Origin of the sequence: Herbiconiux ginsengi (assembly GCF_900107435.1) — a bacterium.
GTDB lineage: Bacteria > Actinomycetota > Actinomycetes > Actinomycetales > Microbacteriaceae > Herbiconiux > Herbiconiux ginsengi.
In genome coordinates this window covers 200304-218015 of the sequence record NZ_FNPZ01000005.1, presented here as the reverse complement: position 1 = coordinate 218015, position 17712 = coordinate 200304, and the positions used below count along the sequence as shown (strand labels likewise).

Annotated in this window: 16 protein-coding genes; 13 read left to right on the top strand and 3 right to left on the bottom strand. The window is 62.1% G+C overall.

Going from position 1 to position 17712, the window contains the following annotated elements; translation table 11 throughout:
* Window positions 1-157: 157 nt before the first annotated feature.
* On the bottom strand, window positions 158-1147 hold the full coding sequence (locus BLW00_RS20040) for a GlxA family transcriptional regulator (protein WP_092557575.1): 990 nt from the start codon (window positions 1145-1147) through the stop codon (window positions 158-160).
* Between the two features lie 88 nt (window positions 1148-1235).
* Between BLW00_RS20040 and BLW00_RS20035 the strand changes: the two genes are divergently transcribed.
* Together BLW00_RS20035 and BLW00_RS20030 are read left to right on the top strand one after the other, a co-directional pair.
* The gene (locus BLW00_RS20035; RefSeq protein ID WP_092557573.1) at window positions 1236-2960 is read left to right on the top strand and encodes a zinc-binding dehydrogenase; all 1725 of its coding nucleotides are present in this window, start codon (window positions 1236-1238) and stop codon (window positions 2958-2960) included.
* Between the two features lie 12 nt (window positions 2961-2972).
* Complete coding sequence (locus tag BLW00_RS20030; protein WP_092557571.1) at window positions 2973-3818, top strand: MBL fold metallo-hydrolase; 846 nt, start codon at window positions 2973-2975, stop codon at window positions 3816-3818.
* Between the two features lie 678 nt (window positions 3819-4496).
* On the opposite strand, the gene BLW00_RS24465 is transcribed toward BLW00_RS20030, so the two are convergent.
* Window positions 4497-4913, bottom strand: coding sequence for an alpha/beta hydrolase (locus BLW00_RS24465; RefSeq protein WP_175494460.1), 417 nt, complete (start codon window positions 4911-4913; stop codon window positions 4497-4499).
* 248 nt (window positions 4914-5161) lie between these two features.
* Between BLW00_RS24465 and BLW00_RS20020 the strand changes: the two genes are divergently transcribed.
* From BLW00_RS20020 to BLW00_RS19970, 11 genes are all read left to right on the top strand, one after another.
* Window positions 5162-5749, top strand: coding sequence for a TetR/AcrR family transcriptional regulator (locus tag BLW00_RS20020; RefSeq protein WP_175494458.1), 588 nt, complete (start codon window positions 5162-5164; stop codon window positions 5747-5749).
* Between the two features lie 55 nt (window positions 5750-5804).
* On the top strand, window positions 5805-6656 hold the full coding sequence (locus BLW00_RS20015) for an urea amidolyase associated protein UAAP1 (protein ID WP_245741703.1): 852 nt from the start codon (window positions 5805-5807) through the stop codon (window positions 6654-6656).
* The gene (locus BLW00_RS20010; protein ID WP_092557565.1) at window positions 6653-7345 is read left to right on the top strand and encodes an urea amidolyase associated protein UAAP2; all 693 of its coding nucleotides are present in this window, start codon (window positions 6653-6655) and stop codon (window positions 7343-7345) included. The genes BLW00_RS20015 and BLW00_RS20010 overlap by 4 nt, the downstream gene beginning before the upstream one ends.
* A complete protein-coding gene (locus BLW00_RS20005) occupies window positions 7342-9048 on the top strand; it encodes an allophanate hydrolase (RefSeq protein ID WP_092557563.1) in 1707 nt (568 codons plus the stop codon). Before BLW00_RS20010 ends, BLW00_RS20005 begins: the two co-directional genes overlap by 4 nt.
* 68 nt (window positions 9049-9116) lie before the next feature.
* Complete coding sequence (locus BLW00_RS20000) at window positions 9117-10688, top strand: ABC transporter substrate-binding protein (protein ID WP_092557561.1); 1572 nt, start codon at window positions 9117-9119, stop codon at window positions 10686-10688.
* 75 nt (window positions 10689-10763) lie between these two features.
* Window positions 10764-12422, top strand: a complete 1659-nt coding sequence (locus BLW00_RS19995) for an ATP-binding cassette domain-containing protein (protein WP_092557559.1) — start codon at window positions 10764-10766, stop codon at window positions 12420-12422.
* The gene (locus BLW00_RS19990; protein ID WP_175494456.1) at window positions 12406-13281 is read left to right on the top strand and encodes an ABC transporter permease; all 876 of its coding nucleotides are present in this window, start codon (window positions 12406-12408) and stop codon (window positions 13279-13281) included. Before BLW00_RS19995 ends, BLW00_RS19990 begins: the two co-directional genes overlap by 17 nt.
* 3 nt (window positions 13282-13284) lie before the next feature.
* Window positions 13285-14280, top strand: a complete 996-nt coding sequence (locus tag BLW00_RS19985; protein WP_092557555.1) for an ABC transporter permease — start codon at window positions 13285-13287, stop codon at window positions 14278-14280.
* 35 nt (window positions 14281-14315) lie between these two features.
* Complete coding sequence (locus tag BLW00_RS19980) at window positions 14316-14966, top strand: cysteine hydrolase family protein (protein WP_092557553.1); 651 nt, start codon at window positions 14316-14318, stop codon at window positions 14964-14966.
* Between the two features lie 28 nt (window positions 14967-14994).
* Window positions 14995-15570, top strand: a complete 576-nt coding sequence (locus BLW00_RS19975) for a cysteine hydrolase family protein (RefSeq protein WP_092557551.1) — start codon at window positions 14995-14997, stop codon at window positions 15568-15570.
* Window positions 15546-16898 (top strand): MDR family MFS transporter, encoded by a 1353-nt coding sequence (locus BLW00_RS19970; protein ID WP_092557549.1) that lies wholly within the window; start codon window positions 15546-15548, stop codon window positions 16896-16898. The genes BLW00_RS19975 and BLW00_RS19970 overlap by 25 nt, the downstream gene beginning before the upstream one ends.
* On the opposite strand, the gene BLW00_RS19965 is transcribed toward BLW00_RS19970, so the two are convergent.
* The gene (locus BLW00_RS19965) at window positions 16895-17605 is read right to left on the bottom strand and encodes a TetR/AcrR family transcriptional regulator (protein ID WP_092557547.1); all 711 of its coding nucleotides are present in this window, start codon (window positions 17603-17605) and stop codon (window positions 16895-16897) included. The two genes, BLW00_RS19970 and BLW00_RS19965, sit on opposite strands and share 4 nt — an antisense overlap.
* Window positions 17606-17712 lie beyond the last annotated feature (107 nt).

The following is a 17712-nucleotide window of genomic DNA, read 5'->3' as shown; positions in this document are numbered from 1 at the left end:
CTGCTCGTCCGTGAACACCCGATACCGCGAACCCGTCGACCTCACCCGACCAGACTGCCGCGAGCTTCACCGAACATATGGGAGACACGCCCTAGCCAACACAGAGTTCTTACGATCCAATCCTGCGCGCCCGTCACTGGCATGGCCCAGCGTGGGTTCATGGCGCTTGGAGATCCAGTGATGTGATTTCAGATCCTTGAGACTGAACTCCTTGGAAAGTACGCCGGTAGGCGTTGGGGGAGACCCCGAGAGTGTTACCGAAGTGTTCGCGCAGCGATGCGCTGCCTTGGAAGCCGACCTGGTTGGCAATCTGCTCAACCGCAAGATCGGTGGATTCGAGAAGCTGTCGGGCCTGGTCGATGCGCTGTTGCGCGAGCCAACGGCCAGGGCTTATGCCAACTTCCTTGTCGAAGAGCCGTGAAAGTGTTCGCGGGCTGACACGCGCGTGTTCGGCGAGCATCGCCAATGTGAGGGGCTCGCGAAGTCGCGTTCGCGCCCACTCCCGAACTTCAGAAGATGCGTGCTGTGGCGTGTGCGGGAAGTGGTGTTCGATGTACTGGGCCTGTCCACCGTCTCGCCACGGTGGGGCAACGCAGACACGAGCGGCGTGGTTAGCTACTTCGCTCCCATGATCTTTTCGGATGAGGTGGAGGCAGGCGTCTAGCCCGGAGGCCGCGCCGGCGGACGTGAGGACGTCGCCTTCATCGACGAAGAGCACATCGGGATCGAGGTCGACTTCCGGGAACCAGTCACGAAACAGAGTCGCTGCGGCCCAGTGCGTCGTCGCGCGACGCCCGTTTAGAAGGCCTGCCGCTGCGACGATGAAAGCGCCCGTGCAGATGGAGACGATTCGGGTTCCTGGCGCGACCTTTGAGAGGGCTTGGGCCATTGTGGCTAAGTGCGAGCGATCGAGTGTGGCGGTCTCAAACGCAGGAACGATGACTGTTTCCGCGTTCTCGAGTGCCTCTGGTCCGTTCTCGATACTGATCTCGAAGTCAGCATTTGTGCGCACTGCGCGGCCGTCAACGCTGCAAGTGACGATGGAGTACCGCCCGCCCGCGGCGCCTAGCACCCGCGCGGGAATGCCAAGGTCGAACGGGTAGACGCCGTTAAGAGCAAGAACGGCAACACGGTGTGGAGTAGGCATGGCAAGATCCCGTCGATAAGTGTCCTAATAGCCATTGTATGGCGCCCTGTACTGTCGCAATGTGGGATCTATGACATTTCCTACTGTGATGAACGCTGTTAGCCAGGAAACGCTCGGTTCGCCCGACGTCCTGAAACTTGTACACCTGCCCGTTCCTTCGCCGCGCGCCGGAGAGATTCTCGTGGCCGTGAACGCTGCCGGGGTGAACCCCACGGATTGGTCGAACCGGGCTCGGGTGCTCACGATCGACCGACTTCCGCTCGTCCTCGGATGGGACGTGTCAGGAATTGTTGAAGCGGTGGGTGTGGGAGTAACGATCTTCAAGCCCGGCGATGAGGTCTTCGGGATGCTGCCGTATCCGGAAGGGGTGGGCTCGCATGCCGAGTTTGTCACCGCGCCAGCGCGTGTGTTCTCCACGAAGCCCGCGTACATCGATCACGTGCAGGCCGCGGCTCTTCCTCTCGCATCCCTGACTGCGTACCAAGCTCTCGTTGAAACAGCCGGTGTTCGGTCAGGGCAACGCGTCTTGATCCACGCTGCCGCAGGTGGTGTGGGACATTTGGCGATCCAGATCGCCAAATCGCGCGGCGCGTACGTCATTGGGACGGCCCGCGCGAACAAGCATGATTTTGTTCGATCAATGGGAGCGGATGAAGTCATCGACTACGAAGCAGTCGATCTCACCACCCTCCCCGCCGACATCGACATTGTCCTTGACTCGGTGTCTTTCGATCAGGCAGGCCGCGCCCGATCGCTGAGCGTGCTCAGACGTGGGGGAACGCTTATCTCCATCCTGCCGGTTCCCCTGGCCGACGGAGAAGCTGAGACCTTCGTCGAACTTGGTGTCCGGTTCGAGTCGTTGCTTGTTCAGGCAGACGGCGCCGGAATGAACGCGATTGCTGACCTCGTCGAAAACGGGCAGCTGCGCGCGCACATCGAAGCGACGTTCCCCTTGGCGCAAGCAGCTCAAGCGCACGCCCTTGGCGAAACGGGACGCACCTCCGGGAAGATCGTGCTGACTGTTCGTGAGGCACGGAAGGCATATGAGGCCGCGGACGTGTTGCGCGCGGTGTTCGAGCCGGGAGGCGACCTCACCAAGGTTGACGCGCTAATCCGCCCGGACTACATCCAGCACAACCCCCTCGCGCCTGACGGACCTGAGGCGATGAAGGCCTTTGGTGCAGCCTGGAAGGCTCAATTCCCCGAGGCTGACTACGTAAACATTCACGCTCTCACCGACGCCGATATTGTGCTGCTGCACTCTCACGGCATCACCGTGCCCGGAACCTCTGGCCTTGCTGTATTCGACATCTTCCGATTCCAGGACGGCAAGATCGCTGAACACTGGGACATCCTTCAAGAAGTCCCTGACACTGTCGCTGACAACGCGTTCACCACGCTCAGTAACCCGGGCTCCACCCTTCCGACACAGCGCTGGTTCACGCCTCACAACCGCGAGGTCGTGAGGAACTATGTCAAAGAGGTGCTGGGTGAGAGAAACCTCGACAGCCTTCCCTCCTACGTCGGCCCGGACTACTTCGAACACGGATTGCACGTTCCGCGCGGGGGAGGGGACCTTCGAGCCGACCTCGCCGCCTATTTCGAGGCGAATCCCCAACTCACCATCACCCCCAAGCGTTTCATCGCCGAGGGCGACTTCGTCGCCGTGCACAGCCACTACCAGACCTCGCCCGACGACCTCGGATCGTCGGTCATCGACCTGTTCCGTGTTCGCGATCTGAAAATTGTCGAGCATTGGAGCGCGGCGCAAGACGTCCCTGCGCAAGCCGCCAACAACAACACCATGTTCTAAGGGGAAACAGCCGTGTCAAACAGTCTGAAATACAGCACGTTCGTAACACCGCCGCTGCCCCAGCATTCGGGGAACCTCAATATGCCCAACGGAGACCCGATCGCATGGTCACCCCAAACAACCACCTTGATCTACGGAAACCACGACGCAGTACTCGTGGACCCGCCCTTCACCACCGCGTCGGCGCGCAAAGTGCTGGACTGGGTTGAAGGCACCAAACGAACGATCACGGACATCTACATCACCCACGGTCATGGTGATCACTGGTTCGGAACACCCATCATCCTCGAACGGTATTCCGACGCCGTGGTGCACGCCACGGCTAGCACACGCGCCCAGATTGTCAGTCCCGCGAGCGCGGAGGCGCGCACCGCATTCTGGGACGTTCTCTTCCCCACCGAAATACCCACAGCAGAGTTCGATGTGCGGGTTGCCGACGAGAACGGGATCCGGCTGGAAGGAAAAGAGCTTCTCCCCGTCGAAGTCGGGCACAGCGACACCGATGACAGCACCGTCCTTTGGGTGCCTGATCTGCGATTGGCCGTAGCCGGAGACGTCGTCTACAACGAGGTCCACCTCTCGCTCGCCGAGTCCGTGGACGGAGGCCGCGATGCATGGCGGAAGGCTCTGGACATTGTCAGCTCACTCGACCCGGCGCACGTCGTCGCGGGACACAAGAATCCGGCCTCCGCGGATGCCCCGGCACATATCGCACTCACCCGGAAGTATCTCGACGACGTTGACGAGCACCTCGCTACGTCTGCGACGCCGCTCCAGTTCTTCGAAACTATGACTCGGCTGCACCCACACCGGCTCAACCCCGGCGTTCTCTGGGTAGGCGCGAACGCCCTTCTCTAGACGGCTTGCCATCGATCCCCACAGCGTTTGGCCGCACCGCGGCTGTGAATGCGGGGTGGGGATCGGCGCATCGTCGCCCCCAAGGAGGCGATCGTGGTGACTGTCGGGATGAGGTTCGCGATGGCTACGAACCCATCAAGATATAGCTCATGCGCTGGGGCGCGTCCGGTCTCGCGGTGTCGCCAACGAGACGCGGGCGGCGGATCCTGAACGATCTCGGCCCATCTAGCTGCATGCTCCGCGACGCCTCAACCCCGCAGCGAAATGGCTGGAATGTGCGACATACAACGCTCCGCCTTTTCGTCGGCTGTTGCAGAACCGAGTGACCTCGCTCGAATCTTTCCGTCAAGGAGACTGGAAGAAGCGGCCATGCCGGCACACAACGACAGCGCCATCGCCAGTGCGTGCTGAGGAGAGCGACGTGTGACACGACCGGGTCATTGATCACGTCGCGGACCGACATGCAGGTCGGGCGGTTCTGCCTGGCGACTGCGGACGTGCAGCTAGCTCCTCAAAGGTGGAATCCTCTTTGGCGTCCCGTGATTTGGGAGCAGTGGAGCGGTCGCTCCGCGTGTGGTCCTCAGTGCGCCGCTGGGGTGGGATTGTGGTGGCGTCCACTGGCGGCGCCAGACGGATGGGTCCGAGAACAAGGGGCTGTCAGCGAGAGCGGCAGACTGACTACGGCAACGTCGCTGCTCGAAGGGCGTCCGTGAGCCAATTCGCCATCGTCGCGATGGCCGAATGCGCCGCAGGCAGTGAGGTGTCATCAAGGCACCCATGGTACATGTGCGGCTGAGCCCCCATGTCAACGTGGACTCCTGCGTTGCGAAGTTGCCGACCGAATTCCTCGCCGGAAGCGTGGAGTTCATCTTCGTCAGCGTTGAGGACAAATGTTGACGGTAGCTGGCAAGGGAAGGCGGAATTTGCGTTTCCTGGGAACGCGACCGGGTCGTCGAGGTGGGCTTCGCCTGCGTATTGTCGGGCCAGCTGTGCAACCAGTTCGGGAGTGAAATGGAACGCCGGTGCCAGTCGCGCCAACGATGCTCTGAGTTCCGGACCGTACTCCGGGCTCTGCGCGTGCAGCAATGGATACACATGTGCCACCCAACCCCGCCGCGTCACGAAGTGGCACGCCGCCCGCGAACCGGCAAAAGTGTCCCAGCAGTCAGTGGCAAGCAGATGAGCGGATACAGTCGGAGGAGTCGCACTCAGCGCTCACTGAAGGGTGCCCGTGCACACGATCGCTCTCTATCGAAGGAAAAGTGGTGTCCTCCAATTCAGGCCTGTCCCCATCCTCGAGCAGCCGTGCGCAGGCTTCCCAAAAGCAATCGGATCGGGCTGTCATGGACATCGGGAAGGCTGGTGGCGGAGGGCGAGAACGCATCCTGCACGCAGCGAGCAAGCTCTTTCTTTCCCAGGGGTACGCCGCGACCTCTACCCGGGATATCGCGCACGCTGCCGGGATCCGTCAACCTTCGCTCTATCACCACTTCGCGACGAAGGCTGACATACTCCACGCGGTCGCGCTCGCCACAGTCGAACCGTCACTGCGCAAGGCCGAAGAACTCGCCTCAGACGAGAAACTCACCCCGCATGATCGGCTTATGGGCCTGGTTGACTTCGATGTGCGCCTTCTTTGGGAGAGCGACCGTAGCAGTAGCGCGTTCGCGCTTGTCGCGCAGGGCACGGTCGCTGAGATGAATGGCCCGCTCGACCGATTTAGTGAACTTCAGGGGTTCTATCGTAGCTTCATCGTTGAGACCTCGCCCGGATGGGGAGACCTCCGCGGCGATGACCTCGTTGGTGTCATCTTCAGCATGATCGAGGGCGTGGTGTTTCGTCGCGCCTACGAGCAGGTCGATGTGAATGAGGTTTCCCGACAGACGATGGCGGCCGTCGCACGCCTTCTGACCCCTCCGAAACAAGCATGAAACGTTGACCCTGTACACCTGGCCTATCAGTTGATAGACCAGATGGAGGATCAACGTGAGCACTCCGCGCACGAACCACACAACCAACACCGTCTTAGCGGCGCAGTCGGACGCACGGGCGCAGGGGAACCTTCTCGCTCACGTGATGCCCTACGTGCCAGCGGACACGAGCCCCTTCCTCCCCAACGACGTGCCGGCAATGAGTGCCGTCTGGGCGGAGACCGTGCAGGGCGGGGGATATGCCCATCGAATCGTGGCGCGGGGCACACGCATCCGATTCGAAGACGTTAGTGGAGATGCCTGCGCACATCTCGTACTCTTCAACGCCGACGCGCCCCGGGAACGCTTGAACGTCGCTGACACGCAGAAGGTTTTCTGGCAGGCGTACCCGACCGTTGGTCATCCCTTGCTCTCTGGTGAGGGTCGAGTTCTCGCCACGATTGTCTCGGACACGTCGGCGCATCACGATGCGTTCGCCGGTCCCGTCTCCAGCGCCCAAGCAGTGCAACGGTTTGGGGCCGCGTCGGCGGAGTCCGCGAGCCCGAGCGGCGAGGCCCTGTTTGGGCTGGCTGCTTCCAAGCAGGGACTCTCGCGCCGCGATCTCCCGCCGAGCGTCGCCTTCTTTCAGGGTGTGCGCGTTGAAAGCGACGGGCAACTGCGTTTCACCGGATCGGCAGGACCGGGATCCATCGTAGAGATCCTCGCGGAGATGCCATTGATTCTGCTGGTTGCTAACGCGCCGCACGCACTGGATCCGCGGGCGGAGTATACGGTCTCAGAGCTCCGCATTCACGCCTGGAGGGACTCTGCCACAACCAGAGATCACGCCCGCTGGAGGGTAACCCCAGAACGTGAACGCGCCTACTCGAATACCCAGGACTACATCTCTTCAAGGGGGATCGCATGAACTTTGCAGGCACAGCCACCGCGGACTGGTTCGACTGGGGCGCGGCGCTAGTCAATACTGTCGGCCAGACGGTTCTCGATGAGATCGTTGCACCGCGCGGAAGTTGGTCCGCGATCGTTCGGCAGGGAGACACACTCACCATCGTTGACGTCGGCGGCAACCAATCCGCGGACTTCCTCGTCTACGCGGCCGCAGACACCGCGGTCAGGTACAGCGTCCAACACACAATCGCTGCTCAGCGAAATGCGTACCTCAGGACAGGCGCCGTGCTGTTGTCAAACGCCGGGGGGCCGCTGATGACGTTGGTCGGAAACGAGGTCGACCGCCAGGACACTATTGGCGGAGCGTGCTCGAAAGAGTCCAACTCATTGCGTTACGGACACCACACGGTGCACGAGCATGCCTGCAGAGAGAACTTCCTCGCCGAGGGCGCACGGTGGGGGCTTGGCGCACGAGACTTGGTGTCGAACATCAACTGGTTCATGAACGTGCCTGTCGAGACGGACGGTTCCTTGGGGATCGTTGACGGCTTAAGCGCCCCAGGTAAACGAGTGGCGCTGCGGGCGGAGCGAGACGTGCTGGTTGTGGTCTCCAACTGTCCCCAGATGAACAACCCCTGCAATGACTTCAACCCCACGCCTCTGCGGATGATTGTGACCTCCCCCGAGTTCGAGGCGGTGTCAGCATGAGCGCGCGCGAACGAGTCGAGGCTGCGTATCGCAGCATCCGAACTGTCGACCGGCCTGAGGTCTGGATCAGCTTGCGAGAGGAGAGCGATGTTCTTGTGGAAGCCGACCGCATCGACGAGGTTGTCGGCAACGGAACCTGCCTGCCATTAGCCGGCCTTGCTGTCGCGGTGAAGGACAACATCGACGTCGCGGGGATGCCGACAACGGCTGGCGCCCCCTCTTACGCGTATTCTCCTGCCGTCGACGCCACTGCGGTCAGTCGTTTGCGTGCCGCGGGAGCCATCGTGATCGGAAAAACCAATTTGGACCAGTTCGCAACCGGTCTGGTTGGTGTGCGAAGTCCGTACGGTGCCGTCCGCAATGCAGTGGATCCGTCGAGGATTTCCGGCGGTTCCAGCTCGGGGTCTGCCGTTGCAGTGGCGCTGGGGCTCGTAGATCTTGCGCTAGGCACAGACACGGCGGGGAGCGGACGGGTTCCGGCCGCACTCAACGGTGTGTGGGGGTTCAAGCCCACTCGTGGGCGCGTGCCCGCAACCGGTGTCGTGCCCGCCTGCCGGACCCTGGATTGCGTCACCGTGTTCGCGCGCGAACCTCAACTGGGACAGCTTGCCGTTGACCTGATGGCCGGACCCGACGGCATCGACCCCTTGTCAGGGTTACTAGGCATCCCCTCGCCCGCGCGTCGCATCCATCGGGTGCTCGTTCCTCCGGCGGATGAATACTCCGACCTCGCTCCCGGGTGGAGTGACGCCTTCCGGGCGGTCGTTTTGGAGTTGGAATCGAACGGCGTCGAGATTCTCGAGCGCAGCATTGCGCCGCTGCTCGCCGCGGCCAGTTTGCTGTACGGCGGTGCTTTTGTTGCCGAACGGTATTCAGCCGTCGGCAAGCACATTGCAGATCACCAACCCCTGATCGGCACGGATCTCGACGAATCGGTGGCACGGATAATCCTTTCCGGCGCGAACCCGACCGCATCGGAGCTGTTTGACGATATGGAACGCCTCGATCACCTCCGCCTTGAGGCCGCCGGCCTTCTCGCTGACGCCGATGCCATCCTTACGCCCACTACGACATGGCACCCCACCATCGCGCAAGTGCAAGCCGACCCCATTGCCACCAACAGCCGCATGGGCCGGTTCACGAACTACGCAAACCTCATGGACCTGGCATCCCTGGCCGTCCCCGCGGGAACCGTCAACGGTCTGCCTTTCGGAGTCATGCTTACCGGTCCCGCCTTCTCCGATGACGCACTCACCGACCTCGCCCGCCTGGTCGGTGCGACGGAAATCGACATCGCCCTCTTCGGTGCCCACATGTCGGGCGAGCCCCTCAACCACCAGGTCACGGGGCTCGGCGGCAGGCTCCGAGGGTCGGTGCGAACGTCCGCCTCCTACCGGCTCTACGCCTTGGGAACCGACCCGTCAAAACCTGGCCTTGTCCGCGTCGGCGCCGGCAACCCTGGCTGCCAGATCGAAGGAGAGTTGTGGAGCCTTCCCGCTGAAGGACTTGGGCGTTTCCTTGCAGCCCTACCCCGGCCAATGACCCTGGGCAAGGTGCAAATGGACAGCGGCCAGCACGTTACGGGCTTCCTCGTGGAACCCGAGGCACTGGAGAAGGCTGCCGACATCAGCAGTTTCGGTAGTTGGACGAACTGGAAACGTGCGCGGGCAGCAGACACTCGGGAAGACGCAATACCCCTGTAACACAAGCGAAATGACCCTGACCTATCGATCGATAGGCTGGGTTTAGTTCCCATCCAAGGAGGCCATTCATGCTCGCCAACAAGAGCTTCACCCTGATCGGTAGCGGAGTATCCGTGATGCTCATAGCCGCACTTACAGGCTGCAGTGCCTCGGGCGGGGTACCCGGCGCGTCAAAAGGCGGCGAGTTGCGACTCGCGCTTCTCGGAGACATCTCCACCCCAGACCCGGACACCGCCTACGACGGTTCAGAACTCAATATCGTCAACAGCGCATACGAGGGTCTACTCGGGTACGTGCCGGGCAAACAAGAACCGGAACTGACCGGGGTCCTTGCTACGGAGTGGACTGCAAGCGCGAACAACACCGTATTCACGTTCCGGCTTCGAGAGGGCGTGACTTTCCACGACGGGACGCCGTTTACCGCCGACGCGATTCAGAGCTCTTTTGACCGTCGCAACGCCATCGGTGAGGGGCCGTCGTACATGACTGCCGGAGTCGCATCGGTCGTGGCGGCAGACGACTTCAACGTGACGATCACCCTGAGACAACCCAACAGTTCCTTCCTTGATCTCCTCGCTTCCCCGTTTGGTCCGAAGATGATCAGCCCTACGGCGTTGAAAGAACACCCTGTCGTCAATGGCAGCGAAGACTGGTTCGATTCGAATGATGCTGGCACCGGGCCGTACACGTATGGCGCTTTCGCGCCGGGAACGTCGTATCAGTTGAATGCCTATGGCGGTTACTGGGGAGATGCTCCCGGGTATGACGCCGTGAGCTTCGATGTGTTCTCCAACTCCGCCACCATCCAGCTTGAATTGCAAGACGGCGGTGTTGACGGGCTGATCGGCTACGCCGATGCTTCGACGTTCGATCAGCTAAAGCGCAGCGACCGCCTGAGCGCGTACGCGTTCCCCAGCATGGAAACGCCGACCATGTTCGTCAATCCGCAGAGTCCCGACCTCGCTGATCCGGACGTTCGCCGCTCCTTCATTTCCTCGATCGACTTCAATGCCCTCGCGGACACAGCACTCGCCGACACGGCCACACCGACCGACGGCGTTTTCCCAACCACCCTGCTGCCAGCCAATCTGAACACGCAAGCCATCACTTACAACCCCAATGCGCTGGCGCAGCTCGCGAAGGGACAGCTCGCAGGGTCGACGATCACCATCGCGTACGCCCAGGCTGGGCCAGCGGCCCAGGCGCTGAGCGATAACCTCGCAGCCGTACTGAACGGCGCAGGAATCGCTGCGGAGAGCGTCGGCTATGACACCGGCAGTTACTACGCGGCGCTTACAGAAGGCGCAGCCGCCCCGGACATCACGTTCTACTCCGGGTTCCCGGACACGGCGTCGCCGGAGGCATGGGCATTCGTCTTCTACACCCCGGCCGGTGGCCTCGACTTATTCGGTGCCGACGTGCCGGGCGTCGCGGACCTAATCGACCAGGCAACGGTAACCGGTGACGACGCTCTCTATGGAGACGTTGCACAACGGGTGAGCGAGTCGGGCTATTGGCGCTCAGTGGCGACCAGCCTCGGACTCGCCGTTTTCCAAAAGGGCATCAGCGGTGTCGACCGGGCGTATAGCCCCGTGATCACGGGCATTCTAGACATCGCCCTCATCGAGCCGCCCGCCTAGCCGACCATAGGGGCCGTCAGAGTTCCTGACTGCCTTCGCATACCTAGATTCGCCCACATCGCCGGAGGAGGAGACATGTCCGTTGCGACGCTCGACAACTTGTCGATCCACTACGAAACCCCGCTCAGGACCGTCACCGCTGTCGATCAGGTCAGCCTGGTCGTCGAACCGGGGCAGTGCCTCGGCCTGGTCGGTGAATCGGGATCTGGCAAAAGCACCATCGGTCTCGCCCTGCAGGGGTTGCTCACCAAAGACACAACGGCCCGCGCGACCGGCCACCTCACTGTCGGAGATCGGGTCCTTTCTCCGACAGACAACTCCTCATGGGAGGGCATCCGGGGCAGCAAAGTCACGACGGTATTTCAGGACCCAATGACGTCGCTAGACCCAACCATGACGATCGGTCACATGCTGGGGCGGGTCACACGTAGCAGCCAGGACAGCCTCCGGTGGCTTGAAGAAGTCGAGATTCGCAGTCCACGAACCGTCCTGAAGGCATACCCGCATCAGCTTTCGGGGGGGATGAGGCAACGGGTGATGATCGCACTCGCCCTGGCGCGACGGCCTGCGCTATTGATTGCCGACGAACCGACGACAGCACTTGACGTCGGGGTTCAAGCGCAGATCCTCAAACTCCTCACTCGAGAGCGTGACTCGCTCGGGTGTGGCGTGCTGTTCATCACCCACGACCTCGGCGTCGCGAGGGCGATGTGCGATGACATCGCGGTCATGCGCAACGGCCGCGTCATCGAACGCGGGACCAGCGACCGGATCTTTGATGCTCCGTCCGAGCCCTACACGCAGCGGCTTATTGCCTCGCGGCTCACTCTAAATGTAGAGAGAGCGATTCCCCTGGGGATGCCGGAGTCCTCGGTGATCGCTTCAATGGGGGAGGCGCTGCGCGAACGCGGATTGGATGCCGATTCCGTCACCGAGCGGTGGGAGCGACGAGAGCTCACGTGGACAGAGTTCGCCCCACCAACAAGCGTGGCACAGACTCCGGCCCTCACACTGCGTGGCGTGTCGAAGGCGTTCCGAAGCGGAAGCATGTTTGGCGCGAAGAAACAGGTACTCAACGACGTCGACCTCATTGTGGCGCACGGTCAAAGCGTGGCGCTGGTCGGCGAGTCGGGGTCCGGTAAATCCACGATCCTGCGAATCGCGGCCGGGCTTGAGCGTGCGGACGCGGGGGAGGTGAGTGTTGCGGGCTCCATAGGATCCGGTGTCCAAGTCGTTTTCCAGGATGCTGGCATATCACTCACCCCGTGGCTCACGGTGTCCCAATTGCTGATGGAACGCCTAGCCAACGCCCCACAGACCCGCCACCTGGATCAGGCCGCGCACACCGCGTCAGCCAGGTTGGCGCTGGAGCGCGTCGCTCTCGACCCATCCGTCCTCAGCGCGCGTGCGTCTCAGCTGTCCGGTGGTCAAAAGCAGAGGGTCGCGATCGCCCGCGCGATCGTGGTACCCCCAACCGTTCTACTGTGCGACGAGCCCACCAGCGCTCTGGACGTGTCCGTAGCGTCCATTGTGTTGAACCTCCTGAACCTCCTCCGACACGAACTGGGAATGTCGATTCTCTTTGTCACCCACGACCTTGCCGCCGCGCGCATCATCGCGGACAGAGTCGACATCATCAGCAACGGTCGAATCATCGAGTCGGTACCGGCAGAAGACATCCGCGCCGTCGAGAGCGAGTATGGAAGGCGGTTGCTGGATGCTGTTCTTGCGTGAGTTGACCCCCGCGGAGGATACGGCCCTCGTGCCGGCAACGCCCCGTCCACGTCGGCATTTCACTATCGGTGAGGCCATCGCGCTCTTCACTCTCGGTGGACTGATCGTACTGGCGATAGTCGGTCCATTGATCGCGTGGTACAGCCCCATCGTTCCGAGCGGTGTCCCATTTCTGCCGCCCGGGTCGAGTGGGCATCTTCTCGGGACGGACAACCTCGGCTTCGATATCGGTACACGCGTCGTCTTCGGCCTTCGAATCAGCCTTTTCGCTGCCGTCACCGTGACTGTGATCAGCGCGATCGCCGGGATGATTCTCGGGACGATCGCCGCGTTCGTCGGCGGTTGGTTGGACAGCGTGCTGATGCGCGTCACTGATCTGTTCCTGGCATTCCCCGCGACGATCGTGGCGATGGCGATTGCTGCCAGCCTCGGAGCCAGTTTGTCCAGTTCGATGATCGGCATCGCCGTCGTGTGGTGGCCGATGTACGCACGCCTGACGCGAGGTGAAGTGAGGCGGGTGATAAACAGCCCGCACGTCGAGGCAGCTCGCATGAGCGGCACCCGCGGCGTTCGTCTGCTCGTCAAACACGTGTTGCCGTCGGTAGTTCCCACCGTCCTCGTCACGGCAAGCCTCGACGTGGGCGCCGTGGTCCTGACGCTGGCGAGCTTGTCGTTCATCGGTCTCGGTACACCGGCACCGGCACCGGAACTTGGTCTCATGGCGTCCGCTGGAATGCAGTACATTCTCTCCGCCTGGTGGATCGCAGTGGTGCCAGGCGTCGCGATTGCCCTCGTCGCGCTGGCGTTCAACTACGTCGGGGACGGACTGCGCACAGTCCTCCGCGCGAAAGGATTCTGACCTATGGTCCGCTTCGCAATCGACAGGACCGTATCAGCGGTCGTCGTGCTCTTCGTGCTCCTGTTGCTCATCTTCACGGTCAGCCGTGCGGGCGGCGCAGATCCCGTTCGCGGCTATCTCGGCGCCAACGCGTCCGCGGAGGCCGTGGCTGCCGCGCGCGAACGGCTCGGACTCGATCAGCCTCTCTTCGTTCAGTTCGGCCAGTATCTGACGGGCCTCACGCAGGGTGATCTTGGGCTCAGCCTCAGCACCAGGCGTCCGGTATCGGAAGAGCTAGCCCAACGAATTCCTGCCACCGCAGAATTGGCGCTGTGGGCGATCGTGTTTGCGCTGATCCTCGCGGTCGTGTTCGCAGGCGCCTATTCCCTGCGCGGGAAGGTTGCGGCCGTCATCCGCTTTGTGCTTTTCAGCGCCGCGAGTGCTCCGGCGTTTCTCCTCGCCACCGCCGGCGTGCTGCTCCTGTTTGCTCAGCTCGGCTGGCTGCCCGCTTCCGGGCGGACCTCTTACGGTCCCAGTGACGGGATGACCGGGCTCTACGTGCTCGATGGGATACTCGCGGGCAATCCCGCCTACGCGTGGGACGCTTTCCAACATGTGCTTCTGCCTGCACTGGCCGCCGCCATCGGACCCGGCGTCGCTATTGCCCGCGTCCTGGCCGACGGCATTTCGGGATCCCTGAAGAGCGGTTACGCGCAGACGGCACGCTCCCTCGGCGAGTCAGAGTCCACTATCGTCCGCCGCCACGCATTGCGGAACGCATCGAGCCCCGCCCTGACCCTGTTAGGCGTGCAGATCGGGATGATGCTGTCCAGCCTGGTGGTCGTGGAACAGATCTTCTCGTGGAACGGTCTCGGCCAGTACCTCACCTCGGCGATCAGTGCCGCAGACCTCAACGCGGTTGCTGCCATCAGCCTCGTGCTGGGAGGACTGTACATCCTCATCAACACCCTCGTCGACATCGTCCTCGCGATCGTCGATCCGCGGGTGCGGCTCACCTGAGATCGCGCCCACTGTCCCCGTAAGGAGCTACAACTATGTCCACTGAACTTATCTGGCCCACTCAGGTCACCGAATGGGACCCGTCACCGGAGCTGAAACCCGTCGGAAACGTCGTCCTCGTTGTGATCGATCTACACACGCAGGGCCCGGACACCATCAACGCGGCCGGGCTGGCAACTCGCCAGGATCGGAATGAGCGGGCGGCTGAACTCGTAGCCGCATTCCGGGCGAAGTCCGCACCCGTCGTGTTCGTCCATGAGGTTCACAACTCCACCTTGATCGACTTCGGCCGTGAGCTCGACAACGACGGGCAGCCCTACGCGGTTGAGGGCGCGGCAGGTACGGAGATCTTCTCCGGACTCGCCCCAACTGACGATGAGTACACGATCATCAAACGTCGCCACTCGGCCTTCTTCGGAACTGAACTGGACATCGTCCTGCGTGGATACCTCGCAGAAACGATCATCCTTGTCGGTGACCGCACCGATGCTGCAATTCACTACACCGCCGTCGACGCCCACCAGCACGACTACCGAATCCGCGTCATCTCCGACCTGGTGATCGGATCCGACGAAGACCTCCACGACGCTGCCCTCCGCGCAATCAAGTATTTGCAGCGTGACGCACTCGTAAGCACCGACGCCGTCACCAACTGGCTCGACACCCTCCCCCCGCTCCAGTCCTAAGACGACCCCCGAAGAGAAGGCAAACCTCATGCTCAACATCACCGACAAGACAGCGCTCGTGGTCGTCGACTTCCAAGGCGGAGACCTCCCACAGGACACCGAGTACGGCGGTGTGACCCGGCCGAAGGCTCAAGCGATGGTGGCTGCTGCCCGCCGCAGCGGCGTCCCCGTCGTATGGATCCAGGAAGTCCACAAGCCTCACTTGCAAGACATCGGCCGAGAGTTAGACGGATCTGAAGGTCCGCACTGCATCGAAACCGACCCGGGTACGGAGATCGCGTGGGGGCTCGGGCCCATCGAAGGCGAATTCCATGTCAAGAAGCGACGCTACTCCGCGTTCTTCGGAACCGATCTTGACATCATTCTGAAGTCCTACGGCGTGGATAGCCTCATTCTGATCGGGGGATTCACCGACATCTGTGTGCTGTACACCGCCGTCGACGCCCATGCGCGAGACTTCCGCCTTGCCGTCGCGTCCGACGTGCTGCTCGGGTCCTCCGATCAGGCACACGATGATGCGCTCACGATGATCACAAGCCTGCAGCCCGGATCGGTCGTCGCCTCGGAGTACGTCACCGAATGGCTGGAGGGCGTACTCGTCTAGAAAACCGCCGTCCCCCAATCACTCTCTCTCTGAAAGCGCCCTTCGTCATGTCCCATCACAAACCGAACACCGTGGCGCGAAGCTTCTGGGGACTACCAGCAATGTTCTGGGCGATCTGGGTGGGCGTTCTCGCCCTCTGGGTGGGGCGTTTCGTCGTTCCGTTCTTGTCGATCTACCTGACCGAGAACCTCGACTTCACCCCCTCGACAGTCGGGATCGTCCTGGCGGCCTACGGGGCTGGCGGAATTATCGCCAGCCTCGTGGCCGGCTTCCTCTCCGATCGGTTCGGGCGCACACCGGTAATTCTCGCCGGGGAGTTGGGAGCCGCTGCGCTCATTCTGCTGATACCGATTCAAGACAGCCCCGCAGGTATGACCGGTGCGCTCTTCGCGTACGGAATCCTCGGACATGTCGGTGGCCCCGCACTTAACGCCCTGATCGTCGATCTCGTCCCGCCCACGCTGCGCGAGCGAGCATTCTCGTTGAACGCCTTGGCGATGAATGCCGGATTTGCGATCGGACCAGTTATCGCGGCAAACCTCGCCGCCGTCGCATTCTGGCTGGTATTCGTCACTCAAGCGGCGGTGCTCGCGCTGACAGCACTTCTTCTTGCGGTGGTGCTGATTCCACGCGGCGTCGGTCGAAGAACTCGCGTGGGGCGACCCCCCACAATGCGAGAGGGGTACAAGGTCGTTGGCCGCGACACCGTTTTCCTGATGTTCGTTGCGGCGATGATCGCCTACATGACGATCTACGCGCAGGGGACGTCAACCCTCCCCATAGCGATGACCAACGCGGGATTCACCGTGGCTCAGTACTCAGTGCTCCTCACCCTCAACGGTGTTCTGCTGTGCGTCCTCCAGATCCCCCTCATCCGTGTCTTTGAACGCATCGCCTCAACGCCGATCATCACCGTCGGAATACTCCTCACGGCTGCGGGATACATGGTTCAGGCACTAGCGCACACATGGGAGCAGTACGCGGTAGCGGTGGTGCTGTGGACCATTGGTGAGCTAGGCACCTTCCCGGTGGCAGCCGCGGTTGTGGCGAATATGGCACCGGCAAGGTACCGCGGTTTGTACCAGGGACTGTTCGGTCTCGTGTTCACCGCCGGCTTTGCTGTCGGGCCACTGCTTGGGGGAATCGGCCTGTCTGTACTGGGTGCCTCGACACTCTGGTGGCTGTGCGCGCTCGGTCTCGGTCTCATTGCGGTTGTGGTCTTCATCGTAAGGCGCGGGCGGGAGAGGCGACTGGCGCAGCCTGACCTCGCCGAGGATGACAACTTCGAGCTCGTACCCGTCGACGCTTCCCGCACACGCGAGAGCTAAATCTGCTTCGAAGAAGGCGCAGATACAGGAAGCAAGGACTCCAGGCCGCGGGTAACAATGTCGATACTCGCTTCGAGTTGCGCGGGACCGTATGGTTCCCTCGCAGGGGTCGCCGTCATTGCGCGTTGAAGTCCCGGGAACTGCCGCGGGTACGCGTCTCGAAGGGCACCAAGAATAATAGGCAACTGCGGATGCGTGCCGTTCGTTCCGATGACCATCACGTCGTCTCGCGCCGCGGACATGGCGACGTTGACAATCAAAATGACGGCGTTGCCGACCTGCTCATCCGTGAAACCTGCCTCGTACAGCCGTTGCATAACGATGTCCGCCGGACCGAGCATCGTCAAATCCCCCGAGTCTTGGAAGCGAAAGTAGCTGACCAGGGCGCCGGTGGTGACGAGGCTGTCGTGCAGCGCGAAGGCGTACGCACGGCATGCCTCTTTCCAGTCCGTAATTGAGGAGAGATCCACGTTCGCGAAGTTCATCCTGAATGCATCGACCGCGACCAATTCGAGAAGTCCCGCGAGGTTCGTCACGTGATAATTGACTGCCTTGCGATCAACACCGAGGAGATCGGCGACGGCCTGGATGCTCAGCGCATGCGGGCCGAGACTGCGCGCGGCCTCAGCGATCCGCCGTCGATCGAGGCCCGCATGTCTCCCCTGTTGCCGAGGCGTGGACAGGGTGGTCGTTTCCACCGATTCCATCGTTGAGCCTTCTCCTTCGCGACTTGACGGCACGCGCAGGACAGTCTAGCGTTCCCGACAGGAAACATGCTCTTCCCGTTCGGGAACATGGACCGCGATGCAGTTCG

Bases quoted from the DNA above. Each gene is read 5' to 3' on its own strand.
- BLW00_RS19985 (WP_092557555.1), top strand. From the start codon at position 13,285: ATGGTCCGCTTCGCAATCGACAGGACCGTATCAGCGGTCGTCGTGCTC.
- BLW00_RS20020 (WP_175494458.1), top strand. From the start codon at position 5,162: ATGGACATCGGGAAGGCTGGTGGCGGAGGGCGAGAACGCATCCTGCAC.
- BLW00_RS19975 (WP_092557551.1), top strand. From the start codon at position 14,995: ATGCTCAACATCACCGACAAGACAGCGCTCGTGGTCGTCGACTTCCAA.
- BLW00_RS20000 (WP_092557561.1), top strand. From the start codon at position 9,117: ATGCTCGCCAACAAGAGCTTCACCCTGATCGGTAGCGGAGTATCCGTG.
- BLW00_RS20040 (WP_092557575.1), bottom strand. From the start codon at position 1,147: ATGCCTACTCCACACCGTGTTGCCGTTCTTGCTCTTAACGGCGTCTAC.
- BLW00_RS19995 (WP_092557559.1), top strand. From the start codon at position 10,764: ATGTCCGTTGCGACGCTCGACAACTTGTCGATCCACTACGAAACCCCG.
- BLW00_RS19965 (WP_092557547.1), bottom strand. From the start codon at position 17,605: ATGGAATCGGTGGAAACGACCACCCTGTCCACGCCTCGGCAACAGGGG.
- BLW00_RS20035 (WP_092557573.1), top strand. From the start codon at position 1,236: ATGAACGCTGTTAGCCAGGAAACGCTCGGTTCGCCCGACGTCCTGAAA.
- BLW00_RS20005 (WP_092557563.1), top strand. From the start codon at position 7,342: ATGAGCGCGCGCGAACGAGTCGAGGCTGCGTATCGCAGCATCCGAACT.
- BLW00_RS19970 (WP_092557549.1), top strand. From the start codon at position 15,546: ATGGCTGGAGGGCGTACTCGTCTAGAAAACCGCCGTCCCCCAATCACT.
- BLW00_RS19980 (WP_092557553.1), top strand. From the start codon at position 14,316: ATGTCCACTGAACTTATCTGGCCCACTCAGGTCACCGAATGGGACCCG.
- BLW00_RS20010 (WP_092557565.1), top strand. From the start codon at position 6,653: ATGAACTTTGCAGGCACAGCCACCGCGGACTGGTTCGACTGGGGCGCG.
- BLW00_RS19990 (WP_175494456.1), top strand. From the start codon at position 12,406: ATGCTGTTCTTGCGTGAGTTGACCCCCGCGGAGGATACGGCCCTCGTG.